At 43.0% G+C, this 16200-nt stretch carries 14 protein-coding genes; 3 read left to right on the top strand and 11 right to left on the bottom strand.

From position 1 onward, the window contains the following. Positions 1-8: 8 nt before the first annotated feature. Together SFRI_RS07040 and SFRI_RS07035 are read left to right on the top strand one after the other, a co-directional pair. The gene (locus SFRI_RS07040; RefSeq protein WP_011636845.1) at positions 9-2099 is read left to right on the top strand and encodes a bifunctional diguanylate cyclase/phosphodiesterase; all 2091 of its coding nucleotides are present in this window, start codon (positions 9-11) and stop codon (positions 2097-2099) included. Next, positions 2099-2491: a hypothetical protein gene (locus SFRI_RS07035; RefSeq protein ID WP_011636844.1), complete on the top strand. Its 393-nt coding sequence runs from the start codon at positions 2099-2101 to the stop codon at positions 2489-2491. Before SFRI_RS07040 ends, SFRI_RS07035 begins: the two co-directional genes overlap by 1 nt. A gap of 416 nt (positions 2492-2907) precedes the next feature. Here the strand turns inward: SFRI_RS07035 and megL are convergent, their stop codons facing one another. From megL to SFRI_RS07005, 6 genes are all read right to left on the bottom strand, one after another. After that, a complete protein-coding gene (gene megL / locus SFRI_RS07030) occupies positions 2908-4092 on the bottom strand; it encodes a methionine gamma-lyase (RefSeq protein ID WP_011636843.1) in 1185 nt (394 codons plus the stop codon). Positions 4093-4313: 221 nt separating this feature from the next. Then, positions 4314-5363 carry a 2-alkyl-3-oxoalkanoate reductase gene (oleD, locus tag SFRI_RS07025; RefSeq protein WP_011636842.1) on the bottom strand — a complete coding sequence of 350 codons (1050 nt, stop codon included), beginning with the start codon at positions 5361-5363 and terminating at the stop codon, positions 4314-4316. A 33-nt stretch (positions 5364-5396) separates the two neighbouring features. Continuing rightward, entirely contained in the window at positions 5397-7091 is a 1695-nt protein-coding gene (gene oleC, locus SFRI_RS07020) for an olefin beta-lactone synthetase (RefSeq protein WP_011636841.1), read from the bottom strand. A gap of 122 nt (positions 7092-7213) precedes the next feature. Continuing rightward, positions 7214-8089 (bottom strand): alpha/beta fold hydrolase, encoded by an 876-nt coding sequence (locus SFRI_RS07015; protein ID WP_011636840.1) that lies wholly within the window; start codon positions 8087-8089, stop codon positions 7214-7216. 58 nt (positions 8090-8147) lie between these two features. Beyond that, on the bottom strand, positions 8148-9197 hold the full coding sequence (locus tag SFRI_RS07010) for a 3-oxoacyl-ACP synthase III (RefSeq protein WP_011636839.1): 1050 nt from the start codon (positions 9195-9197) through the stop codon (positions 8148-8150). A gap of 255 nt (positions 9198-9452) precedes the next feature. Then, positions 9453-10769: a methyltransferase gene (locus tag SFRI_RS07005; RefSeq protein ID WP_011636838.1), complete on the bottom strand. Its 1317-nt coding sequence runs from the start codon at positions 10767-10769 to the stop codon at positions 9453-9455. A gap of 79 nt (positions 10770-10848) precedes the next feature. Here SFRI_RS07005 and SFRI_RS07000 point away from each other — a divergent pair, with 79 nt between their 5' ends. Next, positions 10849-11076: a DUF1289 domain-containing protein gene (locus tag SFRI_RS07000; protein WP_011636837.1), complete on the top strand. Its 228-nt coding sequence runs from the start codon at positions 10849-10851 to the stop codon at positions 11074-11076. A 475-nt stretch (positions 11077-11551) separates the two neighbouring features. Here the strand turns inward: SFRI_RS07000 and SFRI_RS06995 are convergent, their stop codons facing one another. The 5 genes from SFRI_RS06995 to pstA form a co-directional block, all read right to left on the bottom strand. Next, positions 11552-11908: a YajD family HNH nuclease gene (locus tag SFRI_RS06995; RefSeq protein ID WP_041413485.1), complete on the bottom strand. Its 357-nt coding sequence runs from the start codon at positions 11906-11908 to the stop codon at positions 11552-11554. 307 nt (positions 11909-12215) lie between these two features. Next, positions 12216-12797, bottom strand: a complete 582-nt coding sequence (locus SFRI_RS06990) for a DUF502 domain-containing protein (protein WP_011636835.1) — start codon at positions 12795-12797, stop codon at positions 12216-12218. A 139-nt stretch (positions 12798-12936) separates the two neighbouring features. Continuing rightward, entirely contained in the window at positions 12937-13641 is a 705-nt protein-coding gene (phoU, locus tag SFRI_RS06985) for a phosphate signaling complex protein PhoU (protein ID WP_041412865.1), read from the bottom strand. 48 nt (positions 13642-13689) lie between these two features. After that, positions 13690-14508: a phosphate ABC transporter ATP-binding protein PstB gene (pstB, locus tag SFRI_RS06980; RefSeq protein ID WP_011636833.1), complete on the bottom strand. Its 819-nt coding sequence runs from the start codon at positions 14506-14508 to the stop codon at positions 13690-13692. A gap of 26 nt (positions 14509-14534) precedes the next feature. Then, the gene (pstA, locus tag SFRI_RS06975; protein WP_011636832.1) at positions 14535-16196 is read right to left on the bottom strand and encodes a phosphate ABC transporter permease PstA; all 1662 of its coding nucleotides are present in this window, start codon (positions 16194-16196) and stop codon (positions 14535-14537) included. Between the last annotated feature and the right edge of the window lie 4 nt (positions 16197-16200).

Here is a 16200-nt window from a genome sequence, read left to right as displayed (position 1 = left end):
AGCAAACAATGTTTACAAAAGGAATGTCTTTGCGGCTACAGCTTTATCTGCTGATAGGTTGTTTATCTTTATTTAGCTTCGGTGCCGCGTTATATAATAACGTATCGAACATGCGTGGCTATTTAAATGAACAGTTAGCATCTCATGCGCAAGGAGCAGCGCACAGTTTAGGATTATCTATCTCACCTTATATGGATGAAGAAGGTTTGGTGATTGCCGAGACAATGACTAATGCTATTTTTGATTCCGGCTATTACCAACATATTATTTTTACCGATCTTGACGGCAAAGTACTGTTTGAGCGCAATAATCCTCAAGGTAATTTTGCTGTTCCTCAGTGGTTTATTAACTGGTTTACCCTGCATCCTCCGGTAATGACAAGTGAAGTGAGTGATGGTTGGCGTATTGCCGGTAAATTAGAAGTGCAATCGCATGCGGGTACCTCATATAAAAGTTTATGGGATCACGCCGTTAGCAATTTAACCTCTGCATTATTTCAACTTGTTATTGCACTGTTATGTGCTTACTTTATTTTAAAAGCGGTGTTAACCCCGTTAAGCAGTATTGAAAAACAAGCTGAGTCGGTTATTCAAAAGCGCTTTGAGCTTAATCCTATTAAGCCTTTTACCTCAGAGTTACGCACATTAGTTAATGCGATTAATCGCATGATTGAGAATATTCAGCGATCGTTTAACGAGCAAACTAAATTAGCAGAAGACTTGTCGCGTGAAGTTTATATTGATTCGCATACTGGATTGCCTAATCGCCGAGCATTATTGAAACAGTTTGAGTCTATTCAGGCCGAATATGAAATGCATGGTAATCGGTTTTATTTAGGTCTGTTGTCGATGACCTCTTTAAAGCAGGTGAATGACAATGATGGTTATGGCAGTGGTGATGACTATATTTTATCTGGCGCACAACTTTTTAGTAAACAGATGAATAGCTTATCTGAGGCGACTTTATATCGTATCTCGGGTTCTGAGTTTGCATTTTTAAGCTTACTGACTGAGGACGCAGCAAAAGAAATTGATCAACAAATAGCGGCCAGTATTTTGATTGAAAGCTCGTCGCGCTTTAGTAATGGCTTTGCAAAACATAGTCTCACCCGTGTTAACTATCAAGAAGACTTTGCTGATGTGGTTATGCGTTTGGATAACCAGCTAGTGCACAATCAATATGCTGATAATCCTAAGGGCTTGGTTTCTGCTAAAGGAATGCAAAAGAATCATTCACGTGAAGAATGGGTTGGTATTTTAACCCAGTTCACTCAGTATTTTAAAGACGAAATCAACCATTCTAATAGCAAAGATTTTGCGATTAAGTGTATTCCGTTAGATAAAATATTCGATCTAATGTTGCAACCTGTAGTGGATGAAAATCAAACCATTTTATATGTTGAGTCATTTGTGCGGTTTAAAATAGCCGGCGAAACACTATCGACTTTAGATGTGTTTGCCATGGCAGAAAGACTGGGCGTGCTGCAAGACCTTGAACAAGCTGTTGTGTGTTTTATTTTTTATAAACTTCAACATATTGAACACACGCGTGTGGCGATTAATATTAGTAATCGTGCGCTGCATAATCCGGTATTTACCGATTGGTTATTTGATTTATACCAAAAATTGCATAAATCGCTTCCACCACTTTTGTATGAATTTAACGAGTCTGGCGCGATGCTGTCGCTTGAATCGACAGAGAAGTTTATTAGCCGATCGAAACAATTGGACATTGATATTGCCATTGAACGTTTTGGTTCAAGTTTAAGTTCGTTTTGCTATATCAGAAACTTAAACATTGATTATATTAAAATTGATCCTAGTTATGTACGTGATATTGCTCAAGCTGATACGCGCTTCTTTGTCCAAACGGTGATTCAAATTTGTCATGGTATTGGTATTAAAATCATCGCTCCACAGGTGGAGTCGGCTGTTATAGGTGAACATTTTTCACTCATGAACATTGATGGTTTACAAGGTAATGGATTGTATGCTGTACGAAATTTCAGTACAATCATCCCTGCTAACGCAACAAGTACATGGATCAGTGCATTGCAGCTGAACTACTTTAGTCATTCACCACTTCACGAGGCAGAATAATGCGCAAAAATAAATTAACCTTGTTATTAGTTTCAGCATTATTGACAACGGGCATGTCTGCCGGTGCTATGGCTGAAGAAACGTTAACAGCTAGTGCTCAGAATGCACCTGTATCGGAAGCTGCTACACAACTCGCTAATGCGTTTATTGCTGCTAATGGCGATGAAGCATTGATTATCGAAGCGATACAAGCGGCTGTTGCTGCAGGTATGACGCCTGATGATATTTTAGCGGTTGCGATTGCTAACGGTATTGACCCAGCAATTGTTGCTGCAAACCTTGAAGAATTACAAACTGCTGCTGGCGGCGCATTTGGTGCTGCACCAGCACCAGGCGGCCCAGGCTTCGGCGGCGGTTCAGGTGGCGGTGCTGGAACAATCTCTAGCAACTAATCGTATTCTTGCTTGTTGAAGAATAATGAAAGCCCATTAAATTGGGCTTTTTTGTGGGTGTTTGTCAGCCGTCATCCTTGATTGCATTTATCAGGAATTAAGGTATTTCTCTATCGCCGATCAACCTCGAATGTTCTTATCGGGGACCAGGTGTTGTCTTTACTTGTGGGGTTACAGCATCAAACCATTAACACCTGGATTCCGGCTCAAAAGCGTTACCGGAATGACGTAATAGTGGGCGTTACTTGAATAACGTACTTTGCATTGCTGGTATGGCGAAGCAGTGGCGTTACTCCCCCGCCCTTCATCCTCGAATGCTTTTATCGGGGATCCATGTGTTGCTCTGTTCCATCATCCCTGACATCTGTTATCAGGGAGCCAGGTTTTTCTTGTACTTTATAGCCTGAATCGCTTAATTAACGCAAAGCTTGTTCAATATCCGTAATCAAGTCTTGAACATTCTCTAATCCAACCGAGATACGCAGTAGGTTGTCGGTAATGCCTGCGGCTAATCGTGCTTCTGGTGTGTAAGGCGAGTGGGTCATTGATGCTGGGTGTTGGATTAGCGATTCTGCGTCACCTAAACTTACAGCGATAGTGAATAGCTTTACACGATTAACGAAGTTGATGGCGTCCTGTTTATCGCCTTTTAGTTCAAATGCAATAACTCCACCGGCGCGTTTCATTTGATTACCAATGAAGCGATGGCCTTGGTGGTGCGACAATCCTGGGTAAAAGACCTGGCTGAATTTAGGGTGTTTATCTAAAAATTCAGCTAACACTTCTGCGTTATCGCAATGACGAGTTAAGCGTACGTCTAAGGTTTTTAAACCGCGTAAGATTAACCAAGCGTCGTGTGGTGATATCACGCCACCAAAGTCTTTTAATATTTCGAATTTTAATCTGTGCATGTGCTCAGCATTACCGCACACAATACCCGCGATTACATCACCATGGCCGTTTAAGTACTTGGTCGCACTGTGGATCACCATGTCGATGCCTAACGCTAACGGTTGCTGCAATAGTGGTGTCATAAAGGTGTTATCGACGATTGATACTAGATTGTGCGCTTTGGCGACGTTGGCCATGGCGGTAAGATCGAATACTTGTAAATGTGGGTTTACTGGTGTTTCGCAGAACAGCACTTTGGTGTTTGGCTTGATGGCCGCCTCTACTGCGTTCATGTCGGTGAAGTCGACTAATGTACTCGTAATGCCTAAGCGGGTTAGCTGAGTGGTCATCAGCGCGAACGTACAACCATAAACCGCTTTAGATGCGATTAAGTGATCGCCTGCATGCAAATGAGTTAATAATGCACTTGATACTGCCGCCATACCAGATGCAGTTGCTGCTGCGTCTTCTGCGCCTTCTAGCAGCGCCATTTTACGTTCAAGTTCTGCGGTGGTTGGGTTACCAAGGCGAGTATAAATATAACCCGGCTCTTCGCCTGCAAAACGTGCTCCGCCTTGTTCGGCAGTATCAAATACAAAGGTGGCGGTTTGATATAACGGTGTGGTGAGTGAGCCAAAGGCTTCGCGTTGATGCCCGCCATGAATGGCTAATGTGGCTAAGTTCCATTTACCCTGATTATTATCTTGCATTGCATCTCCCTGCGCCACCTTGTTATGAGTTGTTACCCTCTTTGGGGTTATTGTTGTGGTGGTCGGAATTTAAGATACAGTGGAATAAAATATAACCAAGTGATTGTTGAAAAATAACCCACGAAGTGATGTAAAAACAATTTTACAAACAGTTGTTTACATCGTTTAAATCACATATGTGAGTGCTGTAAATACGGGAAAAATGTGTGGCAGCAAGGTCATTAGTTCGACAAAGATTGCTTCAGTTTTTGCATACCTTGCTCAAGGCTAATAAGCGGTTGGTAGCCTAAGTCTTGTTTGGCGGCGCTGATGTCAAAGTAATGGCTGGTTGAGAGCTGTCTTGCAACAAAACGAGTCATGATGGGTTCTTGCGATTTATTCAGCAAACCGTATACGGTCTCAAGCACCACGCCTGCAGCGTAAGCAACACCGGCTGGCACGCGCTTGGTTACTGGCGGTAAATCAACACTGGCTAGAATACGATTAAGCATATCTGCCATGGTAATGGGTTGATCATTACTTAAAAAATACGCTTTACCTGCGCACTTAGCATTAGTGACTAAATCTAACGCCGCTAAAACATGAGCATAAGCTGCGTTATCAACATAAATGGTATCGACCAGTTTGTCTTCATGGCCAACTAGCTTTAGTCGCCCTGCCCGCGCGCGTTCAATTACTCTTGGCACAAGATGAGGATCGTTTGGTCCCCAAATCAAATGTGGTCGTAAGGCTGTAGTGTGAAGTTGAGCAGAATTAGCGGCAAGCACATGTTGCTCTGCGATGGCTTTAGATTCGCCGTAGTAATTGAGGTATGTTTCAGCGTAAGGCGCTGATTCATTAATGCCGTTTTCGTCACGCCCTGCAAAGGTCACGCTTGGGGTACTGGTGTAGACTAAACGTTGAATATTAAGCGCTTTACAGGCATTAATAATATTATTTACGCCATCAACATTAGGTGAGTAATAACTTTGCTTACTGCCCCACACCCCAGCCTTTGAGGCCACATGAAACACTAAGTCACAGCCTTGCATGGCTTGTTTAACGTTATCGTAGTCGCTGATATCGCCTTGGCGCATATCGACGCCCAGTTCAACCAGTCTTGGATAATCACCACGGGCAAAGCCCACCACCTGAATACCTACTGCCAATAAGCGCTGACAAATCGCCAATCCTAAAAAGCCGCCTGCTCCGGTTACAAACACTTTGTTGACCGACACTGATAATTGCGTAAGCGCTGCTTGCTCAAGAGGATGTAAATCTGTCAGATCCATTATTAATACCTTATTGTTACTCTAAGACGAGCTTTATTCTTTCCACTGTTTTTGTGCCCAAACAGCAAGTTTTTCTCTGAATATTTTTGCGTTATGACGCACATCAACCGGAAATTCAGGATGAATTAAAAAGCGTCCTATTCCGTCGGTATGCGGATATTGTTCTGCTATAACTAATAACTCTTGATAGAGTGCTTTAGAGGTTGAGCATACGATGTCTTTTTGTAGTTCAATGCACAATACCGGCACGGTATTATTGCCCACCTTAACACCCACAATGGCTGAACGTTTTACTTGTGGATGGGTGTTAAATACGCGCTCACAAGGTAAGGTGTAAAAGCGTTTGATTCTTTGTTGACCACGCGTAGCATCAACAATATGACCTTTACGACCACACATCCATAATAAGCCGTTATCGTCTAAATATCCTACGTCACCCATGCGATGCTTAACGTGTTCACCATCGTTAATTTTAGCTAACTCAGTGGCATGTTGACGTTGATAATAGGCTTGGCTGACCATTGGGCCGCTCACGACAATTTCACCAATTTCATTGGTGGCAAGTTTTTTGACTTCAGCCCAATGAGGTTGAGCCGTATCTGTAATCGCAATAATATCAACGCTTACCGACGATATTGGTTTACCGACACAAATGCCCTTACCTTGATCGGTCAGTTCGCTAGTCGCAAACAACTCATGGCTGCCAATCATGCTGATGGGTAACGATTCTGTCGCACCGTATGAGTTAAGCACTTCAACCTGTGGGTTGAGCATTTTGCTAAAGCGTTTGATTGAGCTAATGGTTGCCGGAGCACCTGCTGATATCACTCGCTTAACGCTGTTTAGTTTATGTTGGCTTTGCTCACCTGCTTGGCCTAGTCGCTCTAACAAGGCAGGATTAACAAACATGTTGCTGCATTGATATTGCTCAATTGCCGCAAACAAATAGGCTGGATTGGCGGTGATGGGCTTGCTGGCATCCATGTCTGGCACAATAGATGCCATGCCCAATGCCGGACCAAATAATGAAAACAGCGGAAAAGTGGCTAAGTCTCGCTCGCCAGGGGTAATACCGTAATCGTGTTTAAGTGCGCTAATTTGCGCCTCGAACATCGCATGGCTGTACACCACGCCTTTAGGTGTGCCAGTACTGCCACTAGTAAACAAAATGGCCGCCATATCATCTGGCTTTAACAATGCCATTTCCAGCGGATGAGCAATATTACGGCCAATTTCAGTAATAGTTTCGAGACTCGTTGCATTAGCTAACAAACGTTGAATAGCTGAACCACCGACATTAATCACCTGCTTAACACTGCCTTTGCCCCACCCCAAAACCCGCCTAGCAATATGGGCTTTAGGGATGCCGATAAAGGCATCTGGTTGCGACTCTTCAAAACACTGTTTAAGGTTTTTGATACCCATACCAGGGTCAACTAAAATTGGGATGATACCGGCTTTGAATAAGGCAAACGTTAACGAGAAAAACTCAATGCTTGGGGTAACCATTAACACCGCTTTCATACCACGCTTAATACCGTATTGAATAAGCCCTTTGGCAATCATATCCGATTGTTGATGTAAGGTAACAAAGTCGATTTCTTGATAATTGAAATGGCCTTGCTTAGCGTGTTGCACAGCAACAGCAAGTCCGGCAGGCATAGTTTGCGCAGCCGTTTTAAGGTGCTGACAGATATTGGCATTAGCAAGAGCAGAGGTTTGAGTCATGTGGCTTCATTTTGGGCTAATGTGGATAACGCATATGCTGGCTAGCGACAATAACGCCAACATATAGATAATTTTAGACGATTAAATAGCTAAAAGGCTCAAATGAGCCTTTTAGGGTGTAATTAATTTTTTGCGATAAAGTCTTTAATTAAGCCAATCACTTCATCGCTGGCATCTTCAAGGATGTAATGACCGCAGTCAGCAAACTCGTGCACCGTTGCGTGAGGCATTCGCTGTCGCCATTCTTCTAAAAAATACTTATCGAATACAAAATCTTGTAAACCAAAACAAATCAATGTCGGTACTTCAGCAAACTCGCTTAAGCTATCGCCAATGCTAGTCACTAGGTCGTAGTTTCTGTCGCCAGGTTTGAGTGGAATGTCTTGTACAAAACGTAAGGTCGAAATACGGTTTTTCCACGAATCAAACGGCGCTACGTAAGCTTCACGCACTTCTTTAGACATGGGTTTGCGTTTAACACCCACATACGAGGCTGCTGATGAAAATGCATTTAAACCACGAACCAACAAGGTACCGAGTAAGGTTTCGCGGCAAATCCACAATGCCCAGGGAAAAGGCTTAGTTTTAGGAAGATGAAACGCTGCCGTGTTTAAACACACAATGCGTTTGATGCGCTCAGGATGACGAGCCGCAAAGCCCATTCCAATCATACCGCCCCAGTCGTGTACCACTAGGGTGATGTTTTGTTTTACATCAAGGCTGTCAAGCAAGGCTTCTAAGTCATCAATACGGTTTTTTAGGGTGTAATCGTATTGTGGATCATCGGGTTTGTCTGATAAGCCGCAACCAATATGGTCTGGCACAATACACTGATGCTTATCGCTCAACGCGCTCACTAAATTACGGTAGTAGTAACTCCAACTAGGATTACCGTGCACCATAACGACTGGCTCGCCTTGGCCTTCGTTTATGTAATGTAGTTTATTGCCGTTACGGTCTAAATAATGACTTTTGAATGGCAGTAAGTTGTCTAGCATGATGCATCCTGTTAACTATTTTTATAATGATATGCAAAAACTCAGTGCAGCCCAAGGCTTACCACTTAATTCCTAACATCATGCAGTTCAAACCACTGCCTATCCCTAAAAAGCTGACTTGGTCGCCAACACGTAAAAAACCTTCATCGTGGGCAATTGCAGCAGTAACCGGTAGTGAAACCGTGCCCATGTTGCCTAAGGTTTGATAGGTGGGATATTCTTTTTCGTGGGGGATGTTTAATGCATTTAGCACTTGTCGGCGGTTTGATGCACCTACTTGGTGACAAATCACTTTATCAACTTGCTCAACAACCCAATCACGCTGCTCTAGGAAATGCTCCCAAGTGTGCTTAGCAAGCTCTACGCCTTCTTTAAGCAAGGTAACTGCATCGGTACGCATAAACTCGCGATATAATAAGTGCCCAGCTTCTTGTAGGCCCCATTGACACAATTGGTGATGCTCTGGTGCAGACAAATGACTGGCACCTAATAGCTGATGCTGACGCGTGGTGGTGAGTGGCAAGCTGCCGTCAGTTAAAATAACAGCAACTGCGCCTGAACCGCCCGTAAGCGTTGCCAATGACTGGGCAAAGTTTTGCATTGTCGGTTCGGCTAGCATGTGGTCAATTGTGGCATCGACGATGTCTCGTGCAGATTCGCACGACACAACCATTCCTGCTTTGATTTGACCAAGTTCGATACGATTGGCAATATCCAAAATACCCGACAACACCCCTAAACAAGCATTGCTGATGTCATAAATGGCAGTGTCTTTAGACACGCCAAGTTCGGCAGCAATACGGCAAGCGGTTGCGGGTTCGTGTTGATCACGACACACACCAGTGTATACCACGGCACCTAAGTCGCTGACATTAATGCCGGTTTCATTCACGGCTTTACGTGCAGCAGCAATAGCGCCGTCTGATAAACGATGACCTTTAGGCCACCAACGACGCTCGGTAATTCCGGTTAATGCGGCAAGTTGCCCCATCGGAATACGAAACTTTTGATAAAGCGGGGCCAAGCGAGATTCTAAATCGCTACTCGACACTACTTGTGGTGCTAGCTCATAAGCCAGACTATTGATAAAGACGCGTGAATATTTCATTAAACCGTATAATTCGCTTCGCTCTAGCAAGCCCAAAAGCCACTAGAATAGTTGTTATTCGTTATTAACCCGCCATTTGAACAAGAATGGCTTAATTATTCAATCAAAAACAGCAAGCCAATGCGGTAATGTGGATAATATATTGTGGTTAAATTTTATTATTTGATTAACTAGTTTGTTGATTTTCACAGTTTTAGGGCAAATAGACTAGTATAAACAAAGGTTTAATTTGCAGTTTTGTGACAAAGACTGCTATTAGTTTGTTTTAATTGCTTGGATCAGCGCATTTCGTGGTGTAACACTGTTTGCACAAAATTCAGTCAACGTAACTTGATATCCCTGCTCTTGTAAAAAACACACTCGATCGAGCAACAGCCAATGCTCCAAGGCTCGACGAAATAAATGAGCGACTAAATCAATCCGCTTAGTAAGTCTTTGTCGTTCGATTCCGCGGTGCAAATAATGGCTCAAATTAATCTCACTGGATATAACTAAATGCTTTTGATTTGCTGCCCACTGGCAAAAGTCGCTAAAATTGCCACTAAGCTGACTTTTTTTAATGGTCGGCACCGATAAATAAGAATCTATATCGCGTATTTTTCGTTGCAAACTGTCAAAACCTAAGCGCCATGATATCTCTTGATTACGTAATGTTTGTTTTTTGGTGCCAGCAATAACGCTTTGTTGCAATGGCAGCTGTAAGTCATGCTTTGACAGTTTAACCGCACTCACTTTGCCTAAAGCTGATAGCGGTTGATAATGTGTATCTTCAATCAAATGATAACAGCATGGTGAAATAGACAGTACCCGAGTGCCTGCCGATACGGCAAGTTTGAGTAGTCGAACGTGTAAATCACCACAAGCGTGCAATGCTATAGCATGTTGGTCAATTAACAATAGCGGTTTACTTGAGTCGATTGGCGCAAAAGCATCAGCACAAATAAAAGTTTGTGCTAATTGCCATTGTTTTGCAAAAACCTGGCCTTGTGCGCATAAACTCGCTTGCCACTCAATACTCGTTACCTCAACCTTTTGCTGCTTAGCCACTAATCGACCTAAATGTCCTTTACCCGCACACCACTCCAAGATAGGTAACAGAGGTAATTGGGGATGATGTTGTGGATCAACTTGCTCCGCAAACGCGCTGATTTGTTGCCATTTACGACCTTTAATGTGAGCACTAAAATGCGCTAAATCGCTATTTTTATGTTCATTAGCAAGCCGTTCAATGTAAGGCACATCTTGCGCATCGTCATTGTTAGTGGCACTTGTAGGCAAAGTGATGACTAACAAGCTTAATTGATTAATCAGTTGATCTTTGTTTGGAAACTGACCTTGCTGTATGTCTGCAATTAAACTTGGTAATAATGCATCAACAAGATGTTGTTGATCAGAATCAAGTATATCAATTTCAGCATCATCAAGTTGCCATACCGTTTGGGCTAAATGTGGAAATGCGTGCTGCCAAGGTAAGTGGTCACACTCAAACGCGACTAGCTGCCATAAGGGTCTTAGGCCATGTAGAAATGAGTCTATGGCATTAAAGGTCTGTTGATATTTGATTACTGACATATTGAGACTTGTAGTTAACCTTAGCCGATTGAAATGATAGGATGCGAGTCATTAAATCGCCGGACTGGAATTGTAAACTATGCACTCACCTTGTGTCGCCCGTTGTGGCCTAAATGCTGACGATTATTGTATGGGCTGTTTTCGTCACATTGATGAAATTGTGATTTGGTCACAAGCAAGTGATGAACAAAAAAACCAGATTTGCGATAAATTAGCCGATAGAAAACAACAATTTTCAGGTGACGGTAACAGTCAAACATTGTCGAGAGCAAAGTGGTTGGAAGCTGAAAAGCGAATCAAGCGATAACGTTGAGATAAAATGTGATAACGAGCGATTACAAGCGATTACAAGCGATTACAAGCGGTAACAAGCGGTAACAAGCGGTAACAAGCCTAGATGCTAGGGCGGACTGCGTCCAGCTAGTGCGCTTCGCTTCTATAACAACGGTAAAACATCAAGCAGACCCAGTTCAGAAGTATTTCCATGATGGGACCTAGCCCTAAGCTTGTATCTTTTGAATTTGATTTTATAGCATCTCGCCGCGAAGCGACCTAGCTCCTAGGCTTTTATCGCTCTTACCAGTTTTTGACATTGCCTGTATAGCATCTCGCCGCGAAGCGACCTAGTTCCTAGGCTTTTATCGCTTGTCATCGATTTTTATCGCTCTTACCAGCTTTTGACATTGCCTGTATAGCATCTCGCCGCGAAGCGACCTAGCTCCTAGGCTTTTATCGCTTGTCATCGCCTGTTATCGCTCTTAACCGCTTCTACCGTCTCAGCTCTACTTCTTCATCATCGCTTTTAAGTCTGCGAATGGATTGAAAGTGGCAGCATCTTGCTTGGCTTCTTTGGTGCTACCGTAACGAATCAACTCTTCAAAGCGTGAATGTTCATTGTCGTGACAGTACAGGCACAACAACTCCCAATTAGTACCATCTGACGGATTATTATCATGATTATGGTCGCGATGATGCACAGTTAATTCAGATAAATTTTTATGAGTAAACTCTCTGGTACAACGCCCACATACCCAAGGGTAGAGCTTTAGCGCTTGCTCACGATATCCTTTTTCACGAGAGGCTTTGTAGTCTCTCGCTTCCGCTAATACTTTATCTAATTTACTTTCATTGGCTGACATTGATTTATCACTCATAAATAAAATTACCCCAAGGATAATCACTGTTATCTCTTGGGGCAATTGTTTGTAACAGCTATTTTACGATTAATCGCGACTGACGCAAATTAACAATGACAAAGCGCTGATAATCGATCGCTTAGCGTAATATAATCGCCTCAAGCCTAGGCGCTATAAAGCAAAGTTAAAACGATGAACAGCGATAAAATGGGATGACAAGTGCTACGTTCGCTATAACCGATTGATATCGCCGGTTTCGCTTGATATCCCCGTTATCGCTTATTATCGCTCTAATCGGTTGTTAGCCTATTTAAGCTTCTTTACTGTTAGATATCCCAGCGGTTAAATTAAAACGCATCGCATCTTCAAATGACCAGTCGACAAAAATAAGGTCGTCGCGTTTAACCAAACTGGTCACCCCTGCGATTTGGTAACTGAGTTGGAATAATACTGGCACCCAATCACCTTCTGGCAATGCATCTGCAAGAGGCTGTGGCGCTGAGTCACTCATGATAAAACCCACAACAAAACTGCCATTGGCTTGTTTGACTAATACCGTTTTTTGAGTTTTAGGTTGGCCGTCACGGTTCATTAAACTGGCGATATCACGGATACTGCCATAAACAGATTTAAACAAAGGAAACTTCATCAGTTGGTTTTCAATCCAACCGTAAACCCAAGCAATCGGGCTAACTGAAAATAGTAACCCCGCAACAAACACTAAACCCGCCACCAAACAAAAGCCTGCGCCAACAAAAGCCGCTTTTACCCCCACGATATCAAGCAATAATTTACCTAAGCCATCTAGTGAGATAAACAGTGACCAAAACAGCCAGATAGACAACACCATAGGCAATAAATTGGTTAAACCACGAGTAAGGGTATTTTTCATGAACGTTTTCTTCTACATCAGATTTAGGCGCCAAAGATAGCAAATATCCATCAAAACAGCTAAACAAAAACGCCCTATGCTGGGCTGTTTGTTAGATAAACAGTGCAACATAGGGCGTTTCAAAAATCGTTAAGACTTATTACAGCTCTTTTTCCATTTCTTCATAAGAAATATGGCGAACGTCTTTACCTTTCACATAGTAAATCACGTACTCACAGATATTCTTACAACGGTCTCCGACACGCTCGACCGCACGCGCAGCCCATAATACGTCTAACACACCTGGGATTGAGCGAGGATCTTCCATCATATGAGTCATTAATTGACGGATAATACCTTCATACTCTTTGTCTAATTTCGCATCTTCTTTGTGTAACTCAAATGCTTGGTCGGCATCCATACGTGCTAATGCATCTAACGTTGAGTGCAACATACGTGTGGCGTGACGCCCCATGTTTTCAATACTCACCAATAAAGGTTGTTGACTGTTAGCGCGCTTTTCTACCGCTGCTTTAGCAATACGAACACAAGCATCACCAATACGTTCAAGATCAGTAATGGTTTTAGAAATAGCCAAAATTAAGCGTAAATCACTGGCAGCAGGTTGACGCTTAGCAATAATACGGGTGCACTCTTCATCAATAGCCACTTCCATACCATTGACTTTATGATCGCCTTCAATCACTTGTTGCGCTAATTCTGAGTCAAGTGTTGCCAGAGCATCCAATGCTTGCTCAAGCTGGCGCTCAACAAGACCGCCCATGGCTAATACACGATTACGAATATCATCAAGCTCAGCATTAAACTGACCTGATATGTGTTTACTTAAATTCATTTTTTCCATGATACCCACCTAAATTCTGTATGTTAATAAAAAGCGTTTTAAGCAAGATTAACCATAACGACCGGTAATATAATCTTCTGTTTTACGCTTTTTAGGGGTCGTGAAAATAGTGTTGGTATCAGCGTACTCAACCAACTCACCCATGTACATAAAGGCCGTTTGATCAGACACTCGAGCCGCTTGTTGCATGTTATGCGTCACAATTACCACGGTATACTGTTGTTTTAGCTCAGTAATCAATTCTTCAATGGTTAAAGTCGAGATTGGGTCAAGTGCTGACGTTGGCTCATCGAGTAGCAGTACTTCTGGCTCAATAGCAATAGCACGGGCAATCACCAAACGTTGTTGCTGACCACCAGATAAACCAAAAGCATTATCGTGTAGACGGTCTTTCACTTCGTCCCAAATCGCTGCGCCACGTAATGAACGCTCTGCCGCTTCGTCTAAATCACGACGGTTGCTTAACCCTTGTAAACGTAAGCCATACACTACGTTTTCGTAAATTGACTTAGGGAATGGGTTAGGACGCTGAAACACCATGCCGACGTTACGACGTAGTGCTGCGACATCAACTTTCTTGTCATAAATATTCTGCCCATGAAGTAAGATTTCACCTTCAATTTTACAACTATCAACCAAATCATTCATGCGGTTAATGCAACGTAACAGCGTTGATTTACCACAACCACTTGGGCCGATAAATGCCGTAACTTGTTTTTTAGGGATCTTCATCGACACATCAAATAGCGCTTGCTTGTCACCGTAACGTAAATCAAGGTTACGAATTTCAAGTGCGGTATCCTGTGCCGGTAAATTAGCTAAATCAACGGCTTCTGTTTGCATTGCTGAACTATCAATAGAAATCATTTTATCTTTCCTCAGGATATCGCTAATTAATGTTCTAGCGAACGGAATTTTTCACGTAAATGGTTGCGCACGCTGATAGCGGTTAAATTAAGAGCAACAATTACAGATACTAATAAGAACGAAGTTGCATACACCAATGGGCGTGCTGCTTCTACGTTAGGGCTTTGGAAGCCTACATCGTAAATATGGAAACCTAAGTGCATGAACTTACGTTCTAAATGCACAAACGGGAAGTTCATATCAATCGGTAATGTTGGAGCTAATTTTACCACACCCACTAACATCAACGGAGCCACTTCACCGGCGGCACGTGCCACGGCTAAAATCAAACCCGTCATAATTGCTGGGCTTGCCATTGGGATCACAATGCGCCATAAGGTCTCAGCTTTAGTCGCGCCTAATGCTAAGCTGCCTTGACGCACTGCACTCGGAATTCGGCTTAAGCCTTCTTCGGTTGATACAATGACCACTGGCAAGGTTAAAATGGCTAAGGTTAATGCAGACCAAATCACTCCAGGAGAGCCAAATGTGGGTGCTGGTAACGCCTCAGGGAAGAACAATTGGTCAATTGAGCCGCCCATCATGTACACAAAGAAACCTAAACCAAACACACCATAAACAATTGACGGTACACCGGCTAAGTTAATTACCGCAATACGGATAAGCTTAGTAATAGGGCCTTTCTTGGCGTATTCATGCAAGTAAATAGCAGCAATAACCCCAAATGGCGTTACGATAACAGCCATGAGCATCACCATAAATACCGTACCAAAAATAGCGGGAAAAACACCACCTTCAGTATTGGCTTCACGTGGGTCATCACTAACAAAGCGACCAATTCCCACAAACCAGTGGCCCACTTTACCGAGTAAGTTCATGTGATTGACGTAACTGACGTCTAAAATAGAGTCCAGTTGCAAGGTGACTTCAACACCGCGCATATCTTTCACTACAACAGAATCACGAGCGGCTTTGTCACGCAGAGCAAACAAGTCTTTTTCAAGCACTAAGTAATCTTTGTTAAGCTGTCCAATTTGCGCCTTGATATCCGCTTTACGCTCGGCGGTTAATTCCCCATCAAGCTCATAACCACGCTCTTTCAAACGTAGACGTTCCATTTGATAATTTATCGAGCCAATATCGCTTTTTTGCAACGCCAAGGCTTGATCAGAAATCGCCACAGCGCGGTCGATATGGTCGAACAAAGACGCTTCTATGTCTGCTTCATTAGTTAACTCTAAACGTTTACCGTCTTCGATTACCGCAACAGGATAACCGTAAAAATTACCGTTTTTCGTCCGTTCAAGTTTCGCGACATCAGCGGGCATAGAGCGGCTAACGATATCGGTTCCCAAAATCCAACGGAAATCTAAACCAACAAACTCACGGTTACCGGTTTTTACCAAGTAACGAGTAACAAACTCACCAGGGTGTTTGGTAAATTTATGACCAGCTGAAATTAAGCGCTCTGTAGGCACCTCTTCACGGTCGTAAATCTCACCAATTAAGGTACTTTTAACACCATTGTTGTCTTCGAGTTGCCATTCATAAACATCAGCAGGCCAAAAGTAACTCAAGCCACGCCAAGCGATTAACAGTAGTAAGCCTAAAACGGCAATCAAACTGATACTAACGGCACCACCGGTCATCCAAATCCACGGTGAACCTGATTTAAACCACTTACCCATTGCA

Origin of the sequence: Shewanella frigidimarina NCIMB 400, assembly GCF_000014705.1 — a bacterium.
GTDB classification, from domain to species: domain Bacteria; phylum Pseudomonadota; class Gammaproteobacteria; order Enterobacterales; family Shewanellaceae; genus Shewanella; species Shewanella frigidimarina.
The sequence above is the reverse complement of the archived record's forward strand: the minus strand, read 5'-3'. Positions and strand labels throughout refer to the sequence as shown.